Origin of the sequence: Pseudomaricurvus alcaniphilus (genome assembly GCF_011440395.1) — a bacterium.
GTDB classification, from domain to species: Bacteria; Pseudomonadota; Gammaproteobacteria; order Pseudomonadales; family Cellvibrionaceae; genus Pseudomaricurvus; species Pseudomaricurvus alcaniphilus.
The window spans coordinates 206,032-228,596 of sequence record NZ_JAAOIX010000003.1; the positions used below are offsets into that span (position 1 = coordinate 206,032).

The 22,565-nt window shown below is 59.1% G+C and carries 20 protein-coding genes; 11 read left to right on the plus strand and 9 right to left on the minus strand.

Annotated elements, in window-relative coordinates; translation table 11 throughout:
• Positions 1–152: 152 nt before the first annotated feature.
• Positions 153–815, plus strand: a complete 663-nt coding sequence (locus tag G8764_RS09260; RefSeq protein ID WP_166164339.1) for an energy-coupling factor ABC transporter permease — start codon at positions 153–155, stop codon at positions 813–815.
• Here the strand turns inward: G8764_RS09260 and G8764_RS09265 are convergent.
• Both G8764_RS09265 and G8764_RS09270 read right to left on the minus strand, forming a co-directional pair.
• Complete coding sequence (locus tag G8764_RS09265; protein WP_166164340.1) at positions 778–2,235, minus strand: ATP-binding protein; 1,458 nt, start codon at positions 2,233–2,235, stop codon at positions 778–780. The two genes, G8764_RS09260 and G8764_RS09265, sit on opposite strands and share 38 nt — an antisense overlap.
• Before the next feature lie 23 nt (positions 2,236–2,258).
• Positions 2,259–2,954, minus strand: a complete 696-nt coding sequence (locus tag G8764_RS09270; protein WP_166164341.1) for a response regulator transcription factor — start codon at positions 2,952–2,954, stop codon at positions 2,259–2,261.
• A gap of 511 nt (positions 2,955–3,465) precedes the next feature.
• Between G8764_RS09270 and G8764_RS09275 the strand changes: the two genes are divergently transcribed.
• Complete coding sequence (locus tag G8764_RS09275) at positions 3,466–4,038, plus strand: hypothetical protein (protein WP_166164342.1); 573 nt, start codon at positions 3,466–3,468, stop codon at positions 4,036–4,038.
• A gap of 446 nt (positions 4,039–4,484) precedes the next feature.
• Entirely contained in the window at positions 4,485–5,027 is a 543-nt protein-coding gene (locus tag G8764_RS09280) for a flavodoxin (RefSeq protein WP_166164343.1), read from the plus strand.
• A gap of 81 nt (positions 5,028–5,108) precedes the next feature.
• Here the strand turns inward: G8764_RS09280 and cmoB are convergent, their stop codons facing one another.
• Entirely contained in the window at positions 5,109–6,083 is a 975-nt protein-coding gene (cmoB, locus tag G8764_RS09285) for a tRNA 5-methoxyuridine(34)/uridine 5-oxyacetic acid(34) synthase CmoB (RefSeq protein ID WP_166164344.1), read from the minus strand.
• An 8-nt stretch (positions 6,084–6,091) separates the two neighbouring features.
• Positions 6,092–6,829 (minus strand): carboxy-S-adenosyl-L-methionine synthase CmoA, encoded by a 738-nt coding sequence (gene cmoA, locus G8764_RS09290; protein WP_166164345.1) that lies wholly within the window; start codon positions 6,827–6,829, stop codon positions 6,092–6,094.
• A gap of 130 nt (positions 6,830–6,959) precedes the next feature.
• Between cmoA and G8764_RS09295 the strand changes: the two genes are divergently transcribed.
• The 4 genes from G8764_RS09295 to G8764_RS09310 all read left to right on the plus strand — a co-directional run bounded on the left by G8764_RS09295 (position 6,960) and on the right by G8764_RS09310 (position 12,156).
• On the plus strand, positions 6,960–8,579 hold the full coding sequence (locus tag G8764_RS09295) for a tetratricopeptide repeat-containing response regulator (RefSeq protein WP_166164346.1): 1,620 nt from the start codon (positions 6,960–6,962) through the stop codon (positions 8,577–8,579).
• Between the two features lie 30 nt (positions 8,580–8,609).
• Positions 8,610–9,302, plus strand: coding sequence for a sensor histidine kinase (locus G8764_RS09300; protein ID WP_166164347.1), 693 nt, complete (start codon positions 8,610–8,612; stop codon positions 9,300–9,302).
• 34 nt (positions 9,303–9,336) lie between these two features.
• The gene (arfB, locus tag G8764_RS09305; RefSeq protein WP_166164348.1) at positions 9,337–9,747 is read left to right on the plus strand and encodes an alternative ribosome rescue aminoacyl-tRNA hydrolase ArfB; all 411 of its coding nucleotides are present in this window, start codon (positions 9,337–9,339) and stop codon (positions 9,745–9,747) included.
• Between the two features lie 240 nt (positions 9,748–9,987).
• Positions 9,988–12,156 (plus strand): DUF6351 family protein, encoded by a 2,169-nt coding sequence (locus G8764_RS09310; protein ID WP_166164349.1) that lies wholly within the window; start codon positions 9,988–9,990, stop codon positions 12,154–12,156.
• Between the two features lie 55 nt (positions 12,157–12,211).
• Here the strand turns inward: G8764_RS09310 and fusA are convergent, their stop codons facing one another.
• Complete coding sequence (fusA, locus tag G8764_RS09315; protein ID WP_166164350.1) at positions 12,212–14,305, minus strand: elongation factor G; 2,094 nt, start codon at positions 14,303–14,305, stop codon at positions 12,212–12,214.
• Between the two features lie 191 nt (positions 14,306–14,496).
• Positions 14,497–15,753 carry a valine--pyruvate transaminase gene (locus tag G8764_RS09320; RefSeq protein WP_166164351.1) on the minus strand — a complete coding sequence of 419 codons (1,257 nt, stop codon included), beginning with the start codon at positions 15,751–15,753 and terminating at the stop codon, positions 14,497–14,499.
• A gap of 248 nt (positions 15,754–16,001) precedes the next feature.
• Here G8764_RS09320 and gdhA point away from each other — a divergent pair, with 248 nt between their 5' ends.
• The 4 genes from gdhA (at position 16,002) to G8764_RS09340 (ending at position 20,291) form a co-directional block, all read left to right on the plus strand.
• The gene (gene gdhA / locus G8764_RS09325; RefSeq protein WP_166164352.1) at positions 16,002–17,348 is read left to right on the plus strand and encodes an NADP-specific glutamate dehydrogenase; all 1,347 of its coding nucleotides are present in this window, start codon (positions 16,002–16,004) and stop codon (positions 17,346–17,348) included.
• 55 nt (positions 17,349–17,403) lie between these two features.
• On the plus strand, positions 17,404–17,736 hold the full coding sequence (locus G8764_RS09330; RefSeq protein ID WP_166164353.1) for a YnfA family protein: 333 nt from the start codon (positions 17,404–17,406) through the stop codon (positions 17,734–17,736).
• Positions 17,737–18,011: 275 nt separating this feature from the next.
• Positions 18,012–19,256 carry a sodium:proton antiporter NhaD gene (gene nhaD / locus G8764_RS09335; RefSeq protein WP_166164354.1) on the plus strand — a complete coding sequence of 415 codons (1,245 nt, stop codon included), beginning with the start codon at positions 18,012–18,014 and terminating at the stop codon, positions 19,254–19,256.
• Positions 19,257–19,394: 138 nt separating this feature from the next.
• A complete protein-coding gene (locus G8764_RS09340) occupies positions 19,395–20,291 on the plus strand; it encodes an alpha/beta hydrolase (RefSeq protein ID WP_166164355.1) in 897 nt (298 codons plus the stop codon).
• Positions 20,292–20,374: 83 nt separating this feature from the next.
• Here G8764_RS09340 and G8764_RS09345 read toward each other — a convergent pair whose 3' ends face one another.
• The 3 genes from G8764_RS09345 to G8764_RS09355 all read right to left on the minus strand — a co-directional run bounded on the left by G8764_RS09345 (position 20,375) and on the right by G8764_RS09355 (position 22,457).
• A complete protein-coding gene (locus G8764_RS09345; protein ID WP_166164356.1) occupies positions 20,375–21,022 on the minus strand; it encodes an NrsF family protein in 648 nt (215 codons plus the stop codon).
• Positions 21,019–21,615, minus strand: a complete 597-nt coding sequence (locus tag G8764_RS09350; RefSeq protein WP_166164357.1) for a sigma-70 family RNA polymerase sigma factor — start codon at positions 21,613–21,615, stop codon at positions 21,019–21,021. Before G8764_RS09350 ends, G8764_RS09345 begins: the two co-directional genes overlap by 4 nt.
• A 134-nt stretch (positions 21,616–21,749) precedes the next feature.
• Positions 21,750–22,457, minus strand: a complete 708-nt coding sequence (locus G8764_RS09355) for a spondin domain-containing protein (RefSeq protein ID WP_166164358.1) — start codon at positions 22,455–22,457, stop codon at positions 21,750–21,752.
• Between the last annotated feature and the right edge of the window lie 108 nt (positions 22,458–22,565).

Genomic DNA, 22,565 nt, shown 5'->3' on the forward strand with positions numbered 1-22,565 from the left:
CCGCAGGCAACTTCTTGCCGCCGGCAACTTCTTGACGTACTCGCAGTGACTGTCGCAACAAAGCCGCAGTGACTGTTGCAACAAAGCTGCAGCACCCGTTTTAACCAGGTCGCAGTGGCCGGGCTCCGGGGCAGGGCGGGAGAAGCTAACAGGTGGTATTTTACTTTGCCGGTGCAGTGGGATTTTGGGGGCCAGCCGCAGCGCTGTCGCTGCCGGTTTTGCTGCTGTGTGTGCTGAAGGCCCCCTGGCGACAGCTGTGGGCCCGCGGCGAACGGCTCAACTTGTGGCTGGCGGCGATCGTTGCCCTGGCGCTGTTCTGGCAATTACAGGTGAGTGTACGCGGCCTGTTGGGTTTGCACCCCCTGCTGCTGATGGCGCTGACCATGGTGTTTGGAGCGGCTTTGGCGATATTGGCGGCGACCCTGGCGCTGCTGGCAGGTTGCTGGCTTTTTTCCGGCCTATGGCTGGCGCTGCCGCCCCAATGCCTGTTAAACATTATTTTACCGGCTGGCGCTGCGGTCTGTGTTTTGTGGGCCATCGACCGGGTTCCGCAGCGCAACCTGTTTGTTTATATGCTCGGCGGCGGCTTTTTCGGGGCGATGCTGACGGTGCAAGTGATGGCTTTGGCAAGCCTGGCTTATGTCTGGCTGTTGGGCCCCGGCCCCCTGCTGGTGCAGGTTGTGGATTACTACTACCTGACCCTGTTGATGATGTTCCCCGAGGGTTTTATCAATGGCGCCGTGATTACCGTGTTGACCGTGCTTAAGCCAGAACTGGTCAAGACCTACGATGACCGGGCGTATCTTGATCAGTGAACTCCTCATTATCGTCGCCCATAAGGGCAATATTCTCATCGCACAGCGGCAGGGTAATAATGACCGACAGCCCGCCGGCGCGATTGATTTCCGCCTTGATGGTGCCGCCGTGCAGTTCCACCGTGCGCTTGGCTATGGCCAGGCCCAGTCCGTAGCCGCCTTTTGTGCGGCAGCGGGCTTCGTCGGTACGAAAGAACGGTTCGAAGATGGCATCCAGGTGTTTCGGGTCGATGCCCGGGCCACGATCGGCGATGGTGATCCGACAGTAACCGTTGGCTGTCCTGCTCATGCATACATTAATGGTCGAGTTCTGGGGGGTGTAGCGGATAGCGTTGCGCAGGACATTGTCAAAGACGCTGGCCAGGGTGGTGGAGCGGGTTTGAATCAGCGCTTCCTTGAGATCGTCTTTGCGGATTAGTGAAATATTCTTGGTCTTGAGATCGCTCTCGGAGACTTCGATAATTACTGACACCAGGCTGCAAATTTCCACTACGTCATCCAGCTCCCAGCTGTCCTGGTCAGTAAGGGGCAGCGACAGGATATTGGAAATTACATCGTTGAGGTAATCCGCCGAGCGTTTGATGCGGTCCAGCTCACCGGTAATTTCGCTGTTGGCTCGCTGCTGGGCGATGGCCAGTGCAACTTGCAGGCGGGCCAGAGGGGTGCGCAACTCGTGGGAGACATCCTTGATCAGGCGGCGCTGTTCTTCCATGGTGCGCTGTAATTTAACCACCATATTATCGAACGCCCGACCCAGCTCAGCCATTTCCCCGGGGCGATTGCAAAATTCTTCCGCGACCCGGGTATCCCAGTTGCCGCGGGCGATTTGCTGGGTCGCCTCCTTGAGCTTCTGGATGTCGCGGGTAATAAAGCGGGCCAGGTAAAAACAGGCCGCGCCACTGATAATCACGCTCAGCAGCAGGATATGCCAGAAGTTATTGAAATAGAGCATCCAGCGCAGAAAGGCGTCGTGGGGAGAGATGACCACCAGTCGCAACTGGGCGCCGTCACTGAGAGTAAAGTGGCGGCCGAACATGCTGTCCTGGCCCTGGATCGATCTCAGCGACGGCGCGCTGGAGTTAATTTGGGGCAGGAATTGCTTCACGCTGGCGGGAATGTCCCGGTCGAGCAGATCGTTACCGTTGTCATCGATAATATAGAAGTAGCGCGAGGCCCAGGCGGGCATGCGCTGCAAGCCTTCCTTGACCGTGTGGTAATCGTAGTTGACCGCATCGCTGACAATCTCGCGCAACAGGCGCCCGCCGGCTCCTCCCTGCCTGTCGCTCTCGCTGTGGCTTATGTGCTTGTCGGGCCCCAGCCCCAGAAAGTGGACAATCAGGTTGGAGCCCAGCAGGGTTAATATGGTAACCAGCCAGAAGACCAGGAAAATCTTTACGTATGTACGGCTGATGAAGGGCACAGTCTCAGGTCACCTCGGGCGGGCTACTGTCGCGTCAGCATATAGCCGGCGCCACGGATATTGATGATAAGGTCTTTGTTGGCGCCCAGTTTGGACAGCTTTTTACGAATATTGCTGACGTGAACGTCAATGCTGCGGTCGTAGGGAGTCAGCTTCCGGTTCAGGGCATTTTCGGTCAGGGATTCCTTGCTGATAACTTCTCCCGCCTCTCTCATCAGCAGTTCGAGCACGGTAAATTCCGCCCCGGTGAGCGGGATAGCGGCATCGTTGAAAAAGGCCGTGCGGCTTTTGGTGTGCAGCTTTAAGCCGTCAACTTGCAGCTCATCTGGCAGTGGCGGCGGGGTGTCGGCGTTGTCACTGCGGCGCAGGATAGCGCGCAGCCGGGCCACCAGTTCACGGGGGTTGCAGGGTTTGGGTAAATAATCATCCGCACCCATCTCCAGGCCGACGATGCGGTCGACGGTTTCACCCTTGGCGGTGAGCATCAGTACCGGTGTGCGCTGCTGCTCGCGTATCTTGCGCAAGGCCTCCAGGCCGTTGACTACCGGCATCATGATGTCCAGCACAATGACATCGAAGCTGCTGCGGTTGGCGAGCTCCACGCCGCTGCCGCCATCGTGTGCCAGGCTGACCTCAAAACCTTCTGTTTGCAGGTACTCTTTCAGCAACAGGCAGAGTTCCTGGTCATCGTCAACGAGCAGTAGTTTATTGGTAGCCATTGTCTTTCCGCTATCGGTATTTGTGCCTTGCAGGAGTGATTGAGTGCGCGCCAGTCGGCGACAGCGGGCGGAGTTTGCATGACTCCAGCGCGCGTGTCACGAGCAGAGGCCTCGCTATAACTATTCTTTACCCATTATTAAGCTGCAATCGGGTGGCGACAACCGCTTTTTCAATTTTCACGAAAATGTATTTGGTGCCAATAAAGCCGCTGCTGGCGCGATCATGGGTGGTAATGGTTGCAATAGTTTGGTTAAGTAGCCGGGGTCCACTAGGAGCCTGTCGGACTTAGGGTTGCCCTGCTGCGAAAAAGCCGAGTTTGGCCATTTTTTAACCATTTTCTCGTTAAATAGAACCACTATTCGCCTCAAAAATGGTTAAAAACTGACTCAAATCGGACTTTCTCTCGCTACGGGCACCTAAGTCCGACAGGCTCCTAGGATGGAGATCGTCATCAGGACAGTTACATGAAACAAAATGTACATTTTTTGAAAATAAGGAAATATTAAGACTATGAAAAATAATCGTTACTTTGCGGCCGTTAAAAGCAGGCTGTTGCAAGTGTTTTTGCCCTCTACAGTGTTCAGCCTGGCGGCTCTGCCAAGCGTGGCGCTGGCAGGGGAGCATTGCGATGCTATCGGGCAGGTGAGTGGTTGGGTGAAAACCGTTAACCTGAACGAAACCACCCAGAGCGGCTTTGTCAAACTCAAAATCCGGGTGGGAGGGGAAGTTTTTTTCAAGCGAACGGGGGTGATTATTGGTGAAACCACCAGCCAGAGCATTGATCCCAATACCGGCTTGCCGGTAACCACGCTGGATCACAGCATGTTTTTTGGCTCACTGATACGCTTGCAGACTAGCAATGACCAGGCGGTACTGGTGCCCACCGGCAAGCTGGAGGGCGGTATACCCGGTGCCTACTGTGAATTTAATGTCACCGAAACCATCTCCGAGGCCGCGGGTACACGCCGGCTCAGGTCGCTGTCGAATGATCGACACAATATTACCGCGGAGGGTGTGGTCAGCTTTTGCTCCGACAACAACAGCAACGAATATGCCCTCTCCGGTACTGTGTGCCTGGACTGAGCTGGCTTTTCCGAGAGACACAACGGGTGAGGGCAGTTTTGCTGTAAAAAGTGTCGGCGCACAAAGATGTTGTTTTCAGCGACTATTATCCTGTAGAGCAGGAACTTTGCCCCGGCGCAGGCGCCTAACAGGTGCAGAGAGTATTTTTCGAGAGTCTTCATGGTGGCCTCGAAAAGGTGAACGATTACTCTCCCGTTAGTGACCCTCCGCCCGGCCAGCGTTCGTGCGCTAGTGCGAACACGCGATTCCCCCAAGTCGCAGGCCGGGCTTTTTTTTGCCTCGTTTTATCCCCCTGGTTTTTACCCCCGCCCCCTCATTGATCGATTCTCATAACCGGCGTGCGCCTGCGTCTTCGACGGCACCCCCCGGGTCTCATCCCTTGCGCCTCCTGGAGAGAACTGGGAGAATTGGCGCCCGGTTTGAAATGATACGTTTGAGGCAGTTCTGTGGCAGTTATTGGCCTGTTTTTTGGCAGCGACGAAGGCAACACCGAGACCGTGGCGGCGCGTATACAGCAGCGCTTTGGGGAGGAGTGGGTGGATGTCTACGATATCGCCGACGTGACCCAATTGGAGTTTGCCGATTACGACAAAATAATCCTCGCTATACCCACCTGGGACTTTGGCCAGATCCAGTCTGACTGGGAAGAGTTCTGGGGTGATGTCAGCGACATTGATTTTACCGGCAAGACGGTGGCGCTGGTGGGCCTGGGGGACCAGTTTGGCTATGGCGATTACTTCCTCGATGCCATGGGCATGCTGCACGATGTGATCGTCGCCAGGGGGGCTGAAATTGTCGGCCTGTGGCCGACGTCGGGCTACGAGTTTGATGCCTCCAAGGCGGTTACCGCCGACGGTGACTATTTTGTCGGTTTGGGTATCGATGAAGACCAGCAGGAAGACCTGACTGCCGGGCGCCTGAACCGCTGGTGCCAACAGGTGGCGAGGGAGTTTGAGCTCGATATCGAGCCGCTTGAACTGGATGACTGACTGAGGGGCGAGACGCTGCCATCATCCAGGCATAAGAAGCGTCGACATCGGCCCGGTCCGGCTTCCTGTATACAGCTGTGATCAGGCTTCGGCGATCACTACAGCGCGCAGCGGTGCCGGGTGTCCCTCAGCGGTGAGTTCGGGGTTGTGCGGGTCGAGAAATTGCGGCAGTGAGTGAAACTTCATCCACTCGGTGGAGCGCTGTTCCTCAACGCTGGTGCGGGTGCAATCCACCAGGCGCGGATTGTTGAAGCCGCACTTGCGCATCCAGGATAACAGGGTGTCGCAACTGGGCAGAAACCAGACGTTGTTCATCATGCAGTAGCGCCCCTCCGGTACCAGTACCTCCCCCAAGCCGCCCTCAATCACCAGGGTTTCCAGCACCACTTGTCCGCCGGGCTTGAGGCTGGCCTTGAGTTCTCGCAAATGATCCATGGGCGAGCGCCGGTGGTAGAGCACACCCATGGAGAAGGTAGTGTCAAAGGCTTGCAGTGCCGGCGGCAATGCCTCGATGCCCACGGGGAGCAATTCTACCGGTGCGGCGCCGATAAAGTGCTTGAGCATATAAAACTGCACCACAAAGCGCGGCGAGGGGTCGATGCCAATGACCTGGCGCGCACCTTCTCCCAGCATGCGCCAGCAGTGATAACCGTTGCCGCAGCCGACATCGAGCACAGTCCTGCCTTGCAGCGGGGCCAGGTGGGGTAATACCCGCTCCCACTTCCAGTCCGAGCGCCACTCGGTATCGATGTGGATGCCGTGAATACGGTAGGGGCCTTTGCGCCAAGGGATCAGCGCCTGCAGGCAGGCGCGAATCTGCTCGCGCTGCGCTTCATTTATGGCCACCGTCGATCCCAGTTCAACGCCGCTCTGCAGTTCCACCTGGTCGGTGGTCACGGTGGGCAACTGCTCCAGTGCCTGCAGCCATTGCGGCAGATCCCCAAAGCGCTCGGCGCTCAGGCAGCGTTCGATTTGCTCCGGCAGTGTCGCCAGCCAGGGTTCGAGGGCCGTGCCCGGTAGCGATTGCAGGAAGGAGGTGTAGTCAATGGTGGCCATGGTTGGGGTTACTTGACAGCGATAAGGGAGGCAAAATTAAAACACTGGAACCAGACGTCGCAACTGGCAAAGCCGGCGCTCTTGAGGCGGCGGCGGTGCGCGTCCAGGGTCTCGGGTATCAGCACATTTTCCAGGGCCGAGCGCTTGCGGGAGACTTCAAGTTCACTGTAGCCGTTGGCACGCTTGAAGTTGTGGTGCAGCTCTATCATCAGTTGATGGTGGTGAGGGTCGTCAAAAGAGACTTTTTCCGACAGGATAAGTACCCCGCCAGGCAACAAGCCCCGGTAGATCGCGGCAAGGATCTGCTGGCGTCGATCGGGCTGGATAAATTGCAGGGTAAAATTCAGCACCACCACTGAGGCCCGCTCAATGGCCACCTCTTGCAGGTCGCTGCACAGCACCTGCACCGGTACTTCGCCGCTGTCGGCGGCAATGATTGCGCGACACTGTGCCACCATGGGCTCGGAATTATCCACCGCAACGATCGCACAGTCAGCGGCCTGGATTCGATGGCGCATGGCCAGGGTCGCGGCCCCCAGCGAACAACCCAGGTCGTAGCAGCGGCTGCCACTGCTGGCGTAGCGCTCTGCCAGGTTGCCGATCATGCTGATAATGGTGGTGTAGCCGGGTACTGAACGCTTGATCATGTCCGGAAACACCTCCACCACCTTTTGGTCGAACTGAAACCCGCCGGTCTGGTTGAGCGGGTCGGAGAACAGTTTGTCGGGTTTGGTTGGGGCAGGCATGAGTTGATCCAGTGTGGTTTCGGCGGCAGGATACTCGTCTTTGGGGCGATTGTGAACCGGGCGCCTTCGGGCCGATGCTATATGGTCTATTCTGTTAGGAACGATAGGGATAGACACGGATTTGGGCAGAATGGCAGTTTCTCAATACGCCGCGCTGAAAATACTGGTGGTGGATGATTTTCACAGCTTTCGGGCCACCCTCGGCCGGCTGCTGGCGGAGTTTGGCTGCGACGATGTAACCACGGTTATGAACGGTCCGCAGGCACTGGCCGCGTGTCGCAAGCACAAGTTTGATGTGGTCCTGTGCGACTACAACCTGGGAGAGGGGCCCAACGGCCAGCAGGTGTTGGAAGAGTTGCGCCAGCGCAACCTGCTCGCCCGCGACAGCTTGTTTTTACTGGTCTCCGCCGAGTCGAGCCAGGCGATTGTGCTCTCCGCCTACGACTACTCGCCCGATGCCTATCTCACCAAGCCCATTAACGGCAAGAGCCTGCAGCAGCGCCTGGATCGCCTGCTGCGCCAACGCGACGCTATGGCGCCGATATACGCGCGCCTGGCGGCGGGCAAGATTGACGCCGCCATTGGGCTGGCCGAGCAGGCCATTGCCGCCGGCAGCCGCTACAGTTATGCCTGCCAGCGCCTGTTGGGCAACCTGTATATGCAGCAGGACCGGATCAGCGAGGCGGAAAAATTATACACCGGGGTGTTGGAAATGCGGCCGCTGGACTGGGCCCAGGTGGGGTTGGCCCAGGTCAAACGGGCTCAGGGTGACCTGCCAACGGCCATCCAATGGCTGCAGCGAATTATCGATGACAACCCCTTCTGCCTGCCAGCTTACGATGCCCTGGCGGAGGTTTATCGGCAGCTGGGGGAAGCGGATAAAACCCAGCAGGTCATGCAAGCGGCAGTGGCGGTATCGCCGCTGTCCATTCTCCGCCAGGCAGAATTGGCCCATACCGCCGCCGCTAATCGCGATCTGGAGGTGGCTTCCCGGGCCTATGGGCGCTGTGTAAAACTGGGTGAGAATTCCTGTCACGATCACCAGGATAATCACCTCCAGTACGGTCGCGTCACCGCCGCATGGATTCGCGAGAGCCAGTTGCCTAATGCGCTGGATTTGGCCAAGGACGGGTTGCGGGTGCTGGGCAATGTGCCCAGGCGGTTTGAACTGGGTGCGGTCCAGCGCCAGCAGGTGTCGCTGCTCGAGTGCCAGCTGCTCAGCGCCCGGGGGGAGGACAAGAGCGCCCAGGAACTGCTCAAGGATGTGGAGGAAAACATAGAGCTTCCCGGGGACAGCCTCGATTTACAGCTGGACCTGGTGGCCACGCTAAAGACGCTGCGACTGGATGAGCGTGCCGAGCAAGTGCTGAAGTCGCTGGTGGAACAGTACTGTGGTGACCAGCCGGCCCTGCAGCGGATTGACCTGTGGCTGGAGGAGCCGGTCAGTGAGCGCAACCGCAAACTGGTGGCCGAGCTCAATCGCGAGGGTATCGGCTTCTACGATGCCAACAACTACGCCAGGGCGCTGGACAGCTTCAAACGTGCCTGCCGCTTGTTTCCCCATCACCCGGGAGTGCAGCTGAATTTGCTGCAGGCACTGGTGGCGGATATGAAGCAACACGGCTGTAGTGGCGAGGGCATGGAATTGTCCGCCAGTCTCTGCCAGCGCATTCAGCAGACGGTCCAGCCGGGAGGAGAGGAGTTCAATCGATTCAAACAGTTACAGCAGGTTATTAAGCAGCTGCATTAATTTGGCTGAGGCCTGTCAGGGGAGGCAAAAATGAGCGCATATGAAATCGACGATTTTTCACTGGTGCTGGCTTCCAGCGTGCACGATATGAAAAACTCACTGGGCATGCTGCTCGATACCCTGCAGCAGGTGGTCGAGGCGACCCCGCCCCGGGACGACGGGCAGGCGCGCCAGTTTGCCACCCTGCAGTACGAGGCGGCACGTATCAACACCGAGCTGGTGCAGCTGCTGGCCGTCTATCGAATGCAAAACCGGAGCTTGCCGGTACAGGTGGACCAGCATTTCCTGATCGATGTGCTGGAGGAACAGGTGGCGCGCAATGATATGCTGTGCCAGACCCGCAAGCTGAGCCTGGAGGTGGACTGTGACGAAGACCTGGCCTGGTATTTTGATGCCGAGCTGGTGGGTGGCGTGGTCAATAACATCCTGGTAAACAGCGCTCGTTACAGCCGGGAGAAGATCTTGCTGCGAGCGCTTGTCGAGCAGCAGCAACTGGTTATTACCATCGCCGACGACGGCGCCGGTTACCCCCCGGCGATGCTGGAAAACAGCGGCCAGGACAGCGCCGCCGGGGTCAATTTTGCCGCCGGCAATACGCATCTGGGCCTGTTTTTTGCCCGGCGGGTGGCCAACATGCACCGGCGCGGGGAAATGTCGGGTAGAATTCAGTTGAGTAATGGCGGCCCACTGGGTGGCGGCGTTTTTACCCTGATCCTGCCGTGAGTCGGCTCCCGCTAACCTGCCTGGCAGAAACAGCATGAAAATATCCAATCAGGTTGATTTGCCTGATGACGAGATCGAAATGACCGCCATTCGCTCCCAGGGGGCCGGCGGGCAGAACGTCAATAAAGTCTCCTCCGCGATTCACCTGCGCTTTGATATTGTCGCCTCCTCACTGCCAGACTTTTACAAGGAGCAGCTGTTGCGGCTGGCCGATAGTCGTATCTCCAGCCAGGGGGTGGTGGTGATCAAGGCCCAGCAGTATCGCACCCAGGAAAAGAACCGCGCCGATGCATTGGAGCGGCTGCAGGCGTTGATCCAGTCGGTGGCGGTGCAGCGCAAGAAGCGGTTGCCTACCCGGCCGTCGCGATCGGCGCGGAGCAAGCGCACCGATCAAAAGAAGCAGCGTGGCCAGGTGAAGAAACTGCGGGGCAAAGTGGATTTCTGACCGGCCGGGGCGTTTGGCAGTGGCCGTCTGCAGGGTTCAGGATTCAGGTATTTGGATTTGCAGCAGGTCAGCAGGCAAACACGTAAACACCTAAACGGATAAAAGAGAAGCAGGGGCCGGCAGATGCCAGGGTTTGGGCGAGGAATTGCGGTTGTGTTGGTCAGCTGCGTTGTAATCCTTGGGGTGTGTTTTGCCCTGTTCAGTTCTGGTCTGTTAAGTTCTGCCCCGTTTGGCGGGGCATTGTATCGCTACCTTGACCAGGCCCTGTTTGGTATCCGCTCGGGGCCGCTGGTGCAGCAACTGCCTGCTGGCTACGATCGCTACGCGCCGCGCCAGGCCTACAGCGGACCGCACCCCTCGCAGCGGCCGTTTGCGGTTGATGCCGAGGCATTTCCGGTGGATCTGGGGGCAGTCGGCCCTATCGACACCAGCCTCGGGCCCCCGCAATACCCCTTTGCCTGCGATAGCCAAGCGTCGGGGTTGGGGCAGCCGCTGGTGGACAACCAGCAGGGGGCCGGGGTCGCGGTGACCGACAGCGCCGGCAAGATCATTGGTTACAGCAAGGATTGCCAGGTACCGGCTCGCGCCGAGTATTTTTACGCGGTCCAGGGCAGCGATCAGTTCCAGCCGCTGCCCGCCGGCGAGTTGCCCGGGGATATGACCTGGATCGAGCGCGATGGGCAGCGCATTCCCTTTGTCATCCGCCTCGAGCGGGGTACCATCAACCGCTTTATCTACGCCATCGCCGTGCTGCAAAACCCGAATCTGCCGGTAGCCACGGCCGACCCGAGTTACTGGAATGGCCGCCTGTTGTATTTTTTTCGCGGCGGTGTCGGGATTGGCAAGGTGCAGGGCAAGGTTACCGCCAATACCATCGGTGAGCGCCGGCACCAGGACCTGGCCGAGGGTTACGCCGTGGCCTTCAGCAGCGGCACCCATACCCGCAATCACTACGACGTCGTGCGCGCCGGCCATACTGCGGCCATGGTTGTGGCCCAGTTTCGCGGCCGTTACGGCGCGCCGGAGCTGACCCTGGGCCTGGGCGAATCCGGTGGCGCCGTGCTGCAATATCTCACCGCGCAAAACCATCCGGGCCTGCTGGACGGCCTCATCACCGGCTACTCCTATCCGGATATGATTACCCAGACCATTTGGGTGCTCGACTGCGACCTGCTGGAATATTATTTTGACGTTACCGCGGCGGACCAGCCGCGCTGGCAGAAGCAGGAAGAGCGCACCCTGATCGAGGGCCTGACCGCCGACAGTAACCTGCCGAATCGCTTTGCCAATGTCGACAAGTGGATGCGCCGGCTGTCGCTGCGCCCACCGCTGGCGCCGGGCTCCACCGAGTGTGCCCGCGGCTGGCGCGGCCTTACCGCGATGACCAATAATCCCCACTTTTACCATCGCGCGCTGCGCTTTTCGCCCGGGGTCCGGGCCGGCGAGCGCTTCAGTCACTGGCATGACCTGAAGTGGGTTTATGGCGTCGACGAGAGTGGTTATGCGCGCCGAACCTTTGACAATACCGGGGTGCAGTACGGGTTGAAAGCGCTGCGCAGCGGCAGGATCAGTCCGGCCGAGTTTCTCCATCTGAACGCCAATATCGGCGCCTGGAAAGCCCCTGCGGATATGGCGCCGGAGCGCCTGTGGGTATTGAGCGAGGAGCGCAGTTTCAGCGCTTTCTCCCTCTGGAGTGACCACAATATGCGCAAGACTCCCGGCGGGGCGACGCCGCTGTCAGTGTTTCAAAATAATGCCATCGACCAGGTGCGGGTGGCGCCGCGCAACCGCGGCAGCCTCGAGGCCATCGCCGCCGCCTATCGCAGTGGCCAGGTGTTTGTGGGGGATATCGATGTGCCGGTGATCGATGTGCGCCACTACCTCGATGACCGGCTCGATATGCACCACTCCTTCGCCTCGTTATCGGCGCGTCTGCGTATCGCGGCGGCCAGGGGCAAGAGCGATAATATGCTGGTATGGGTGGCGGATCCGGCTTTTAATCCGGCCCAAAAGGCGCGCGACCTGCTGGTCGACTGGTTGCAAAACGGCAAGCCGGCAGCGGCCGTGGACACCTGTTTCGATGCCGGGGGCAATACCATTGCCGCCGGTGAGGGCGTCTGGGATGGCGATTGGAACGGCCGGCCCCAAGGGCCCTGCCTGCAGCGCTATCCGGCCCATGAAACCTCTCGCAATGTGGCCGGTGCACCGCTGGCCGGCGACCTGTTTAGCTGTGCCTTGATCCCGGTTGCGGTGGCACTGGAGCGCGATTTTTACGCGCCGCTGGATATGTCCCCCTACCGGCAGATACTGGAAAAGGTGTTTGCCGACGGGGTGTGCGACTACACCCTGGGTGACCTGGGCCGGCCAGAGGCAATAAAAAACCCCGCCAGCGGTAACTGGCGGGGTTAATCAGAAAGTGCCTTGCCCCTAACCGAAGTTGGCGGGGCAGTGGCGGGCGGACGCCTTACTTGCGAGCGGCCTCTTTCTTTTCTTTTTCCTTGGCGATGATCTCTTCAGAGACCTGCGCCGGGCACGGCATATAGTGGGAGAACTCCATGGAGAACTGGCCGCGACCGGAAGTCATGGTGCGCAGGTGACCGATGTAGCCAAACATCTCTGACAGCGGTACGTCAGCCTTGACGCGCACGCCAGTGGCGCCTGGCTCCTGGTCCTTGATCATGCCACGACGACGGTTGAGGTCACCGATTACATCACCGACGTGATCTTCCGGGGTGAATACGTCGACCTTCATGATCGGCTCCAGCAGCTGTGGGCCGGCCTTGGGCATGGACTGGCGGAAAGCACCCTTGGCAGCGATTTCAAAGGCGATGGCCGAGGAGTCAACGGCGTGGTAGCTACCGTCGTACAGCTCAACTTCAACGTCCAGCACCGGGAAGCCGGCCAGCGGGCCTTCCTGCATCATGCTGCCAAAGCCTTTCTCGATGGCGGGGAAGAATTCTTTCGGTACGTTACCGCCGACCACTGTAGAGGCGAACTTGAAGCCGGAGCCGGGCTCACCGGGACGGATGCGGTAATCGATCTTACCAAATTGACCGGAACCACCAGACTGCTTCTTGTGGGTGTAGCTGTCTTCGATGGCCTTGGTGATGGTTTCGCGGTAGGCCACCTGCGGCTTGCCAACCACCAGTTCAACACCGTAGGTACGCTTCAGGATGTCGACCTTGATGTCCAGGTGCAATTCGCCCATACCCTTGAGGATGGTCTCGCCACTGTCTTCGTCGGTCTCGACCCGGAAGGATGGATCTTCAGCCACCATTTTACCGATAGCGATACCCATTTTCTCGGCGCCGCCCTTGTCTTTCGGTGCCACGGCGATGGAGATAACCGGCTCGGGGAAGATCATTGGCTCGAGGGTGCAGGGGTGCTTGGGATCACACAGGGTGTGACCGGTCTGCACGTTCTTCATGCCGACCACGGCGATGATGTCACCGGCCTGGGCGCGGCTGATCTCGGTGCGGTCATTGGCGTGCATCTCTACCATGCGGCCGATACGCTCGGTCTTGCCGGTAAAGGAGTTGAGGATGGTCATGCCTTTTTCCAGTACCCCGGAGTAAATACGGATAAAGGTCAGGGCGCCGAAGCGGTCGTCCATGATTTTGAACGCCAGTGCGCGCAGCGGCTCAGAGGCGGACACCTTGGCGACTTCACCGGTAGGCTCACCGGTTTCGCTGTCGGTCAGTTCCTGTGGATCGACTTCGGTAGGGGCCGGCAGGTAGTCAACAACCGCGTCCAGCACCAGCTGGATGCCCTTGTTTTTAAAGGCCGAGCCACAGTAAGTGGGGAAGAAGTCCAGCTTGCGGGTACCTTCGCGGATGCAGCGCTTCAGGTCTTCAATGGAGGGCTCTTCGCCTTCCATATAGGCCATCATCAGATCATCGTCCTGCTCGACAGCAGTTTCGATCAGCATTTCGCGATACTCGGCAGCCTTCTCGACCAGGTCAGCGGGGATGTCGGTGATTTCGTAGTTCTCGGGCAGGCCGGTGTCGTCCCAGATATAGGCTTTTTGGGACAGGACGTCGACAACGCCTTTGAATTCTTCTTCAATGCCGATGGGCAGGGTCATCACCAGCGGGTTGGCGCCCAGTACTTTTTTGACCTGGGCCACAACGCGGTAGAAGTCTGCACCCATACGGTCCATCTTGTTGACGAAGATGATGCGCGAAACTTCAGATTCGTTGGCGTAGCGCCAGTTGGTTTCGGACTGGGGCTCAACACCGCCGGAACCGCAGAATACGCCGACACCGCCGTCCAGTACTTTCAGGGAGCGGTACACTTCAACGGTAAAGTCAACGTGCCCGGGCGTATCGATGATGTTCATGCGGTGATCTTTCCAGAAACAGGTAGTCGCCGCTGATTGAATGGTAATACCGCGCTCGGCTTCCTGCTCCATGAAGTCGGTGGTGGCTGCGCCATCGTGAACTTCACCGGTCTTGTGAATCTTGCCGGTCAGCTTGAGGATACGTTCGGTAGTGGTGGTTTTACCGGCGTCGACGTGAGCGAAGATGCCGATATTTCTGTACTTGGATAAGTCTGTCATTAGTGTTTCTCGATAAGCCAGGGCCAAAATTGCGCGGTAGTATACAGGGTTTTGGCAGTCGTATAGAAGGGCAATTGCAATAATAAAGAGGCAATTGCCGCAAAAGCCTGGGAATCCAGGGCGGACGCAGCATTTTATAGAGCGCGGATAACTATTTACAGTCTTTTTGCAGTGATTGCCCGGAATCTTGTTTAGCGGCCGGCGTAGGCGCTGCGCACTTCCTCGGCGATGAGTTCGATTCCGCGTTTGACCGAAGCCGGGTTCTGGGCATAGGACACCCGTATACACTCGTGTTTGTGTGGCCAGGCGTCATCGATACCGACGAAAAAGCCATCCCCGGGCACCACCAGCACGCCCTTTGCCTTCAGGCGTTCATAGAGTTGCTGGCTGCCGATGGGCAGGTCCTTAAACCAGAGCCAGAGAAAGATTGCGCCCTCGGGTTTGTGAATATGGCAGGGCAAGCCCTGCAGGGCAGCGCGTAGCCAGTCCACGGTTTGCACCACTGCCTGGCGATAATAGGGCGCCACGTGCTGGCGCGAGAGGGTGAGAATCTGGTCGTTCTCCAGCAGCTGTTTACCGATGGCCGGGCCGAGATTGCCACAGGCCAGGCTGACGATGGTGTTGGCGTTGGCAAAGGCCTGCACCAGCTCTTCTGCTGCCACCACGATGCCGGTGCGGGCCCCGGGCAGGCCCAGCTTGGACAGGCTCAGTACCAGCACTGTGTTGTCGTTCCAGTGGCAGCTGGCTTCACTGAAAATAATGCCGGGGAAGGGCAGGCCGTAGGCGCCGTCGATGATCAGCGGCATATTGTGCTGCCGTGCCAACTCGTCCAGGTGGGCCATTTCGCTGTCGGTGAGGACATTGCCGGTGGGGTTGGTCGGCCGCGATACGCAGAATGCGGCGCTGGTTTCATCGACCTGCAGGTGGGAGAAGTCGACGTGGTATTTGAACAGCTGGTCGTCCAGCAGTTCGATGCTGGGTCGGGTCGCGGTGAAGAAGCCCTCGCTAATGCCGACGTCTTTGTAGCCGAGGTATTCCGGTGCCAGCGGCAGGTGGATCGATTTGTGGCTGCCGTCGGGCATGGCACCGGCGAGCAGGTTGTAGAGAATAAAGAAGGCGGGCTGGCTGCCGTTGGAGACCGCGATATTGGCGGCGGTTACCGGCCAGCCAAACTGCTTGTGTAAAAACCGCGCTACCGCGTGGCGAAACTCCGTGTCGCCCTGGGGCTGCTGGTAGATGCCAAACAGCGCCTTGCGCTCGGCCGGATTGGCAAGCAGGGTTTCCAGGTGCTGCTGGAAGACGTGCTCCACGGCGGGCAGGTGGGCCGGGTTGCCGCCACCCATAAAGATCATGTCGGGGTTTTCCCGCAGCGCATTGCCCAGGTCTTCCATCAGGTTGCCGATGGAAGAGCTGCCGCCAAATTTGGTGCCGAACGAGGAGAAGTTCATAGTCTGCTGTGCGAAGAGTCGAGGACCCAGTTTAACACAGGCGCTGCGCCTCAGGGCCAGTGTGACAGTTGGCTGGCGCCGCTCGCAGTTGGCAGGTGGAGAGGCAAGCCGGGCCGGGAGCGTTCGCAATCCGTCCCGGAAACGGGTAACTTTTCACAGTGTGACTTTTCATTGTGTGACTTTGACTGTTTCTAACCACACGGTTTCCAACCGGTCGCTCGGCGACGCGCAAAAGAGGAACAAGAGATATGCGCAAGGCATTGACCCTCGACAATTTTATGGACGGCCTCAAGCGGCGCAACCCGCGCGAGCCGGAATTCCACCAGGCTGTTTACGAAGTGGCAAAATCGCTTGTCCCGTTTATCAGGAAACACCCTGAATACCGCCACGCCCAGATCCTGGAACGCATGACCCAGCCCGACCGGGTGATCAGTTTTCGTGTCTGTTGGCATGATGACAAGGCCAACATCCGCACCAACCAGGGTTTTCGCATCCAGTTCAATAACGCCATCGGGCCCTACAAGGGCGGTTTGCGTTTCCACCGCGACCTCAACCTCAGTGTGTTGAAGTTTCTCGGTTTCGAGCAGACCTTTAAAAACAGCCTGACCACCCTGCCGCTGGGGGCCGCCAAAGGTGGTGCGGACTTTAACCCGAAAGGCAAGTCGGACAATGAGGTGATGCGCTTCTGCCAGGCTTATATGACCGAGTTGGCCCGCTATCTCGGCCCCCATGTGGATGTGCCCGCCGGTGATGGCGGTGTGGGCAGTCGCGAAATCGCCTACCTTTTCGGCCAGTACAAGCGCCTGACCCACCAATTCGACGGCGCCCTGACCGGCAAGCCGATACCACTGGGGGGCAGCCTGGTGCGCAGCGAGGCCACTGGCTATGGCTGTGCCTATTTTATGATGCAGGTGCTGGAGCACCGCCAGCAAACCATCGAGGGCAAGACTTGTGTGCTGTCCGGGGCGGGCAATGTGGCCCTGTTCTGTGCCGAAAAGTTGATCGAGTCCGGTGCCCGGGTGGTGTCCCTGTCGGATACTTCCGGTTTCGTTCACGCTGCCGACGGTCTGACCCGGGAACAGCTCAGGGAAATAAAAGAGCACAAATTGCAGCGGCGCGAGCCACTGGCGAAATTGGGTAAGCAATTGAAGTTGAAGTTTCACAAGGGCAAGCAGCCCTGGGGGCTGGACTGCGAGTTGGCCTTTCCCTGTGCCAGCCAGAACGAAATCGGAGTCGAGGAGGCGAAACAACTGGTTAAAAGTGGCTGCCAGGCGCTGGCAGAGGGGGCCAATATGCCCGTCACGCCGGACGCCTATGAGGTGTTTGCCGATGCCGGTGTGGTGTTTGTCCCCGGTAAAGCCGCCAATGCCGGCGGCGTTGCGGTCTCGGGCCTGGAAATGTCCCAGAATCGGGTGGGTATGCACTGGACCGCCGCCGAGGTCGACCAACATTTGCGCGACATCATGGCCAAAATTCACGAGCAGTGCCTCGAGCACTCACCGGGTCGCTCAAAGTCGGTGGACTATGTCCGCGGCGCCAATATCGCCGGTTTTATCAAGGTGGCCGATGCTATGCTGGCCTATGGTGTGGTTTGAAACAGGCGCCGCGTTCGTTGAGCAGGCGACGCATTATTGAGGGAGGGGTGTTGCCGTGCCGGAACTGAAAACTGTGGCGCTGTTTTTTGTTACCGCGCTGGCGGAGATCCTCGGTTGTTACTTGCCCTATCTCTGGCTCCGGGAGGGGCGCTCGGTGTGGTTGCTGCTGCCCGGTGCATTGTGCCTGGCAGCTTTTGCCTGGCTGTTGTCCCTGCATCCCACCGCGGCGGGACGGGTGTACGCCGCTTATGGCGGTGTCTATGTGTGTGCCGCAATTCTCTGGTTGTGGCTGGTGGACGAGGTGCGCCCGAGCCCGTGGGATCTGCTGGGGGCGGCGGTGGCCTTGGCCGGGATGGCTATTATTATGTTCGCCCCGCGTCATCTCTAACATCCCAGCCGCTTTTAATATCTCCGCCACAGTCCGCACCATGGCTTTCATTGGCCCCGCTACGACTATAGACCTATAGACATCCATTCCGGGTGCTGGCAAGGTGCGCGCCTGCCGGAGTCGTCGTTATGATTCTGGCTGCAGGGTCACGCTGGCGTCATAACAATTAGCATCACAACAATCGGCATCATAACAATCAGCCCACGGCGTGAAGGATTTAACCTGGCTGCAGACGCGCTGCGCTGGTGCGGCTATTTTATTGAGATATTGATGGTATGTTGAACACCGTGCTCGCCGGGCTGGCGGTTCTGGCCCTGTTGTGTATTATTTTTGAAGAAGTCATTCACATCAACAAGGCCAAAACCACGCTGTTTTTGGGTTGCCTGTCCTGGTTACTGCTGTTTATGGCAGCGGATTCAGCGCAGCACCAGCACCTGATCGGCGAGCGGCTGGATGAGAATCTGCTGGAAATTGCCAGCCTCTGGTTGTTTCTCATGTCGACCATGACCTTTGTCGCCTATCTCAATGCCAAGGGCATGATCCAGGTGTTGGTGCAAAGGGTGATCCCATCCCGTCTATCGCAGCGGCAGTTGCTGTTGCTGGTGGCGGTGTTTGCGCTGCTGTTGTCGGCGATCTGTGACAATGTAACGGCCACCCTGGTAAGCCTGGGGCTGGTGCAATCGTTCAGGCTGGAGACGGCGGTGCGGCTGAAAATGGCAGCGCTGGTGGTATTTGCGGTGAACTCCGGTGGAGTGGCGCTGATTACCGGGGATGTGACTACCCTGATGATTTTCCTGGCTGGCCACGTGGGTATGGTGCAGCTGTTGACCCTGTTGCTGCCTTCCGCCGTGAGTGTGCTGTTGCTGGTGGCACTGTTCAGCTTTGGCTTGCGTGGCCAGGTGACCATGGAAAAAGTGGAGCTGCAATTTAACCGGGTGGATATTGCCATCCTGGTGATTTTCTTCGCCACCATCCTCCTTACCATGCTGTTTAATGTGCTCTTTGGGGTGCCGCCGGTGTTGACCTTTCTCAGCGGTTTGTCGCTGATGTTCCTGGTGGGGCGGGCGATCGTCACTGATAACGAACAAACCCGTATTCTCGAATATATTCGCCAGATCGAATACGACACCTTGTTGTTTTTTCTCGGCATACTGTTGCTGGTGGGCATGCTCAAGGAGATCCAGGTGCTGGCCAGTATCGCCAGCCTGTACGCCCAGTTCGATCCGCAGTACTCCAATTTCTTCGCCGGTGCGGCCTCGGCACTGCTGGACAATGTGCCCCTGACCTCGGCCCTGCTGAAAGCCTCGCCCGAACTGCTCACTCCCGATTGGCTGGGCCTAACCTATGCGGTGGGCGTGGGCGGCTCGCTGCTGGCTATCGGCTCGGCGGCGGGCATTATTGTAATGAGCAAGGTGGAGGGGCTGACATTTACCTCCTACCTGAAGTACTTTCCCGCGTTGTTGATCGCCTATTCCGGGGGTTATGTGCTGACCTTGCTGCTGGCCAATTATCTGTTTTAGCGGTCGCTGCCTTGAGCCCGCCGGGCTGCGGTTTTACCGTTGTCGGCGCCGTCGCAGGCGCGTTTATTGACTGCCTCATAAGCTAGTGTATTGTGGCAATAATATTACCAACGGCAGGAGCAGAGTCAGGAGCAGGCTATGGCAAGAATAACCGCCAATGGAGTGGACATAGAGTACGAAAGCTTCGGCAGTGAAGAGGCGCCCGCGGTGTTGCTTATCGTCGGGCTCGGGCAGCAGCTGACCCAATTGCCGGAAAGTTTGTGCCAGATGCTGGTAGCGCAGGGCTATCGGGTGGTGCGCTTCGACAACCGGGACGCGGGCCTGTCGACCCACTTCAATGCAGCGGGGTTGCCCAACGTCAAGCGGGTGATGCTGGCAAAAACCTTTGGTCTGCGTCCCAAAACCCCTTATACACTGCTCGATATGGCCGCCGATGCAGCCGCCCTGCTGGACGGCCTGGGTATTGCCGCGGCCCATCTGGCCGGCGCCTCCATGGGCGGGATGATTGCGCAACTGGCTGCCGCTCATTACCCCGACAAGGTGTTGTCCCTGACCTCGATTATGTCTACCACCGGCAACCGCCGGGTCGGCCGGCCATCACCCAAAGCGGCCAAGGCACTGTTGTTGCCCTCGGCTGCGCCGGGGGACATCCACAGCATCGTCGAGCGCGGCATGAAAATCAGAAAGGTATTCAACGGCTCCGGTTACCCGCTGGATGAAGAGCAATTGCGCAGGTCCCTTGCCGGGGCGGCCCAGCGCGCTTACAACCCCGCTGGCGTTGCCAGGCAGTTGGCGGCCTCACTGGCCTGTGGCGACCGACGCAACCTGCTGCGCAAGCTCAAGATCCCGGCAACCGTGGTGCACGGTGAAGAGGACCCGCTGATCCCGTTGGAGTGCGGTCTGGAGACGGCGTACAACATTCCCGGTGCGCGCCTGGTGACAATTCCGGGGCTGGGACACGAGTTCCCGGAAGCGGCGATGCCGATTTTCGCCGACGCTATCCACTCCGCGGCGCAGCGCGCAACTCCCCCGTAGACCCTTTTACAGAACCTGTTCGGGTGCAGAACCTGTCTCTGCCGGGAGCGCGCGCGCCAGGTTCCAGGCCTGTGCCAGCCAGCCTAATTCCTGCGTCTCGCAAGCAACCAGACCAGCACCATGCCACAAGCCATGACCGGCAGAATGGGCAGCAGGTGGTATTTGAGGGCATGGGCGGGCGCGTACATGCAGGCCAGTTGCATCAGCCAGGCGGGCAGGGCGCCGGCACAGAGACCGAGCAGGGCGCCGGTGCGCAGCGGTTCCAGTACCAGCAGGCGGCGCATGGCAAATGCACCCAACAGCAGCGGCGGCAGGGCGTAGAGCAATACTTCCAGGTTGCAGTGGGCCCGCGCGCCGGCGCTCGAAGGCTGCAGTGCCGGCCAGTAGCGGCCGGCCGCCAGCATGGCGACCCACGAGCCGAGCAGCAGCAAGGCGACCAGGGTGAGGCCCGGGCGGCCCGGATAACCGGGTATGGCCCAATTAAACGCCAGCCGGGCGAGGCTGCCAATGGCGATCAGGCCGAGCAGGTTTTCCAGCAGGAATTGTGGCTCCGTTGCCAGTTGCAGGTGCCAGCCGGGGCGAAAAGGGTCTGCCAGCCACAGGCAGGCGCTAACGAAAGTCATTGCCAGCAATAGCCAGGCCCCCGCTAAGCGGCCGCTTTGGCCGGGGCTCTGCACCGGGGTCAATTCAGCTACCAGTGAATTGATGAGGTGATCGCGATCCCGGGTCATAAGGCTATCTTCTCCCGTGCCAGTTGCTTGCGGGTACGCGCCAGGGCGCGAAAAACCCGTACTTTCATGGCGGTTTTGGATATGCCCGACCAGGCGGCTGCTTCCGCAATGGAAAAGCCAGCGTACTTGGTCAGGGTCAGGGCCTCCCGGTCATCCGGGCTCATGCGCGCCAGCAGGCGTACCGCATCCAGCTTGACAGCGTGGTTTTCCTCGTAGCTGGCTTCCGCCGCTGCAGTACTCAGGTCGATGCTCTGTCGGCCGCCCGAAGAGCGCTGGCTGCGCAGAAAGTCAATGGAGCGGTTGCGTACCAGGGCAAACAGCCAGGGTCGAAATGGCCGTTTCGGGTCATAGCTGTGGCGGCCCTTGTGGATCGCCAGCAAACATTCCTGCAGCATGTCCTCCAGCCAGTTGGCGCGGCCAAAGCGCACCAGCAAGTACTTGTAAATTACATCCCCCAGCTCGGTCAGCAGTTGATTGTATGCGCCCTTGTCGCCGCGATGGGCGAGCGCCATCAGGCCGGCCCAGTGGCGCTCGTCCTGGGCCCACTTTTTTTGGTTGCCAATATCAATGTCAATATCAATGTCTATTTTCATTGGTCCATGGCGCTAACTGTCCCGTGGCAATGTCGCGACGACAGCTGTGGCGTAGCCATTGCTGTCGCGCGATCGACTATAGCTGTTTTCGCCGCTGGCGAGGAACAAACCAGCAACGTTTTCACGCAGCCTGCTCAGTCGTGGGGGTTTTGCAGGCGCTTGACAGTGATCCTGGCCACCGGGTTGTTCCAGTCGTAATGGGCCGGTTTTAGCACCTCGCCGCCGTCCATGTCCATATCCCCGAGATCGTGGAAACCGTTGCTGACGTGGACAAAGCCCTCGTCGGAGTCGCTCGGCTCGGACACTCCCTGGCCCTCACAGCGAGGCCCGGGTATGTTGGCGCAGGCCTGGTCGTTGGCCTCACTGCCGGCGTCATAGGCGAGGGCATAATACACCTGCGTACCCTTGTTTGGCAGGGTGACCCCATCCAGTGCCACGAAGGTGTCGTTGGTAGGGATGAGCATGGCGGCCAGGCTCAGCTTGGGGGTGCGCTTGCTGGCCCTGATGATCACCGACGCGCTCTGTCCCGGCGGCAACAGGCCGGCAATGGTTTTCACCTGTGCTACCCCTTGCGGGAAGTCCTCCAGTACCTCGGTCAGTGGTCCGGTCATGCCGGCCTCGGCCAATATCGCCAGCTCCTCGCTGGCCGCTGCACCTATTTCAAGCAGCGCGATACGGTGGTTGTGGGTTGCGACCAGCACCGGGGTAAAGGTCTGGGCTGGCGTCAGGTTGGTAATGGTGAGCCGGTAGCGCAGATTTTTGCCGGCCTGATCATGATTTGCATTGGCGAGAGAGACGGCCAGGGCCAGGCAGGCTGCGGCGCACAGTTTAAAAACGTTCATAGGTTTCTCCAGGTGTTAAATTCCAGGTGGGTGTAGAAATCACGGCAGCTACCGGACCGAATACGTGAGCCAGTGCGCAAAGGTTACAATTAATTACTGTGAAAATTT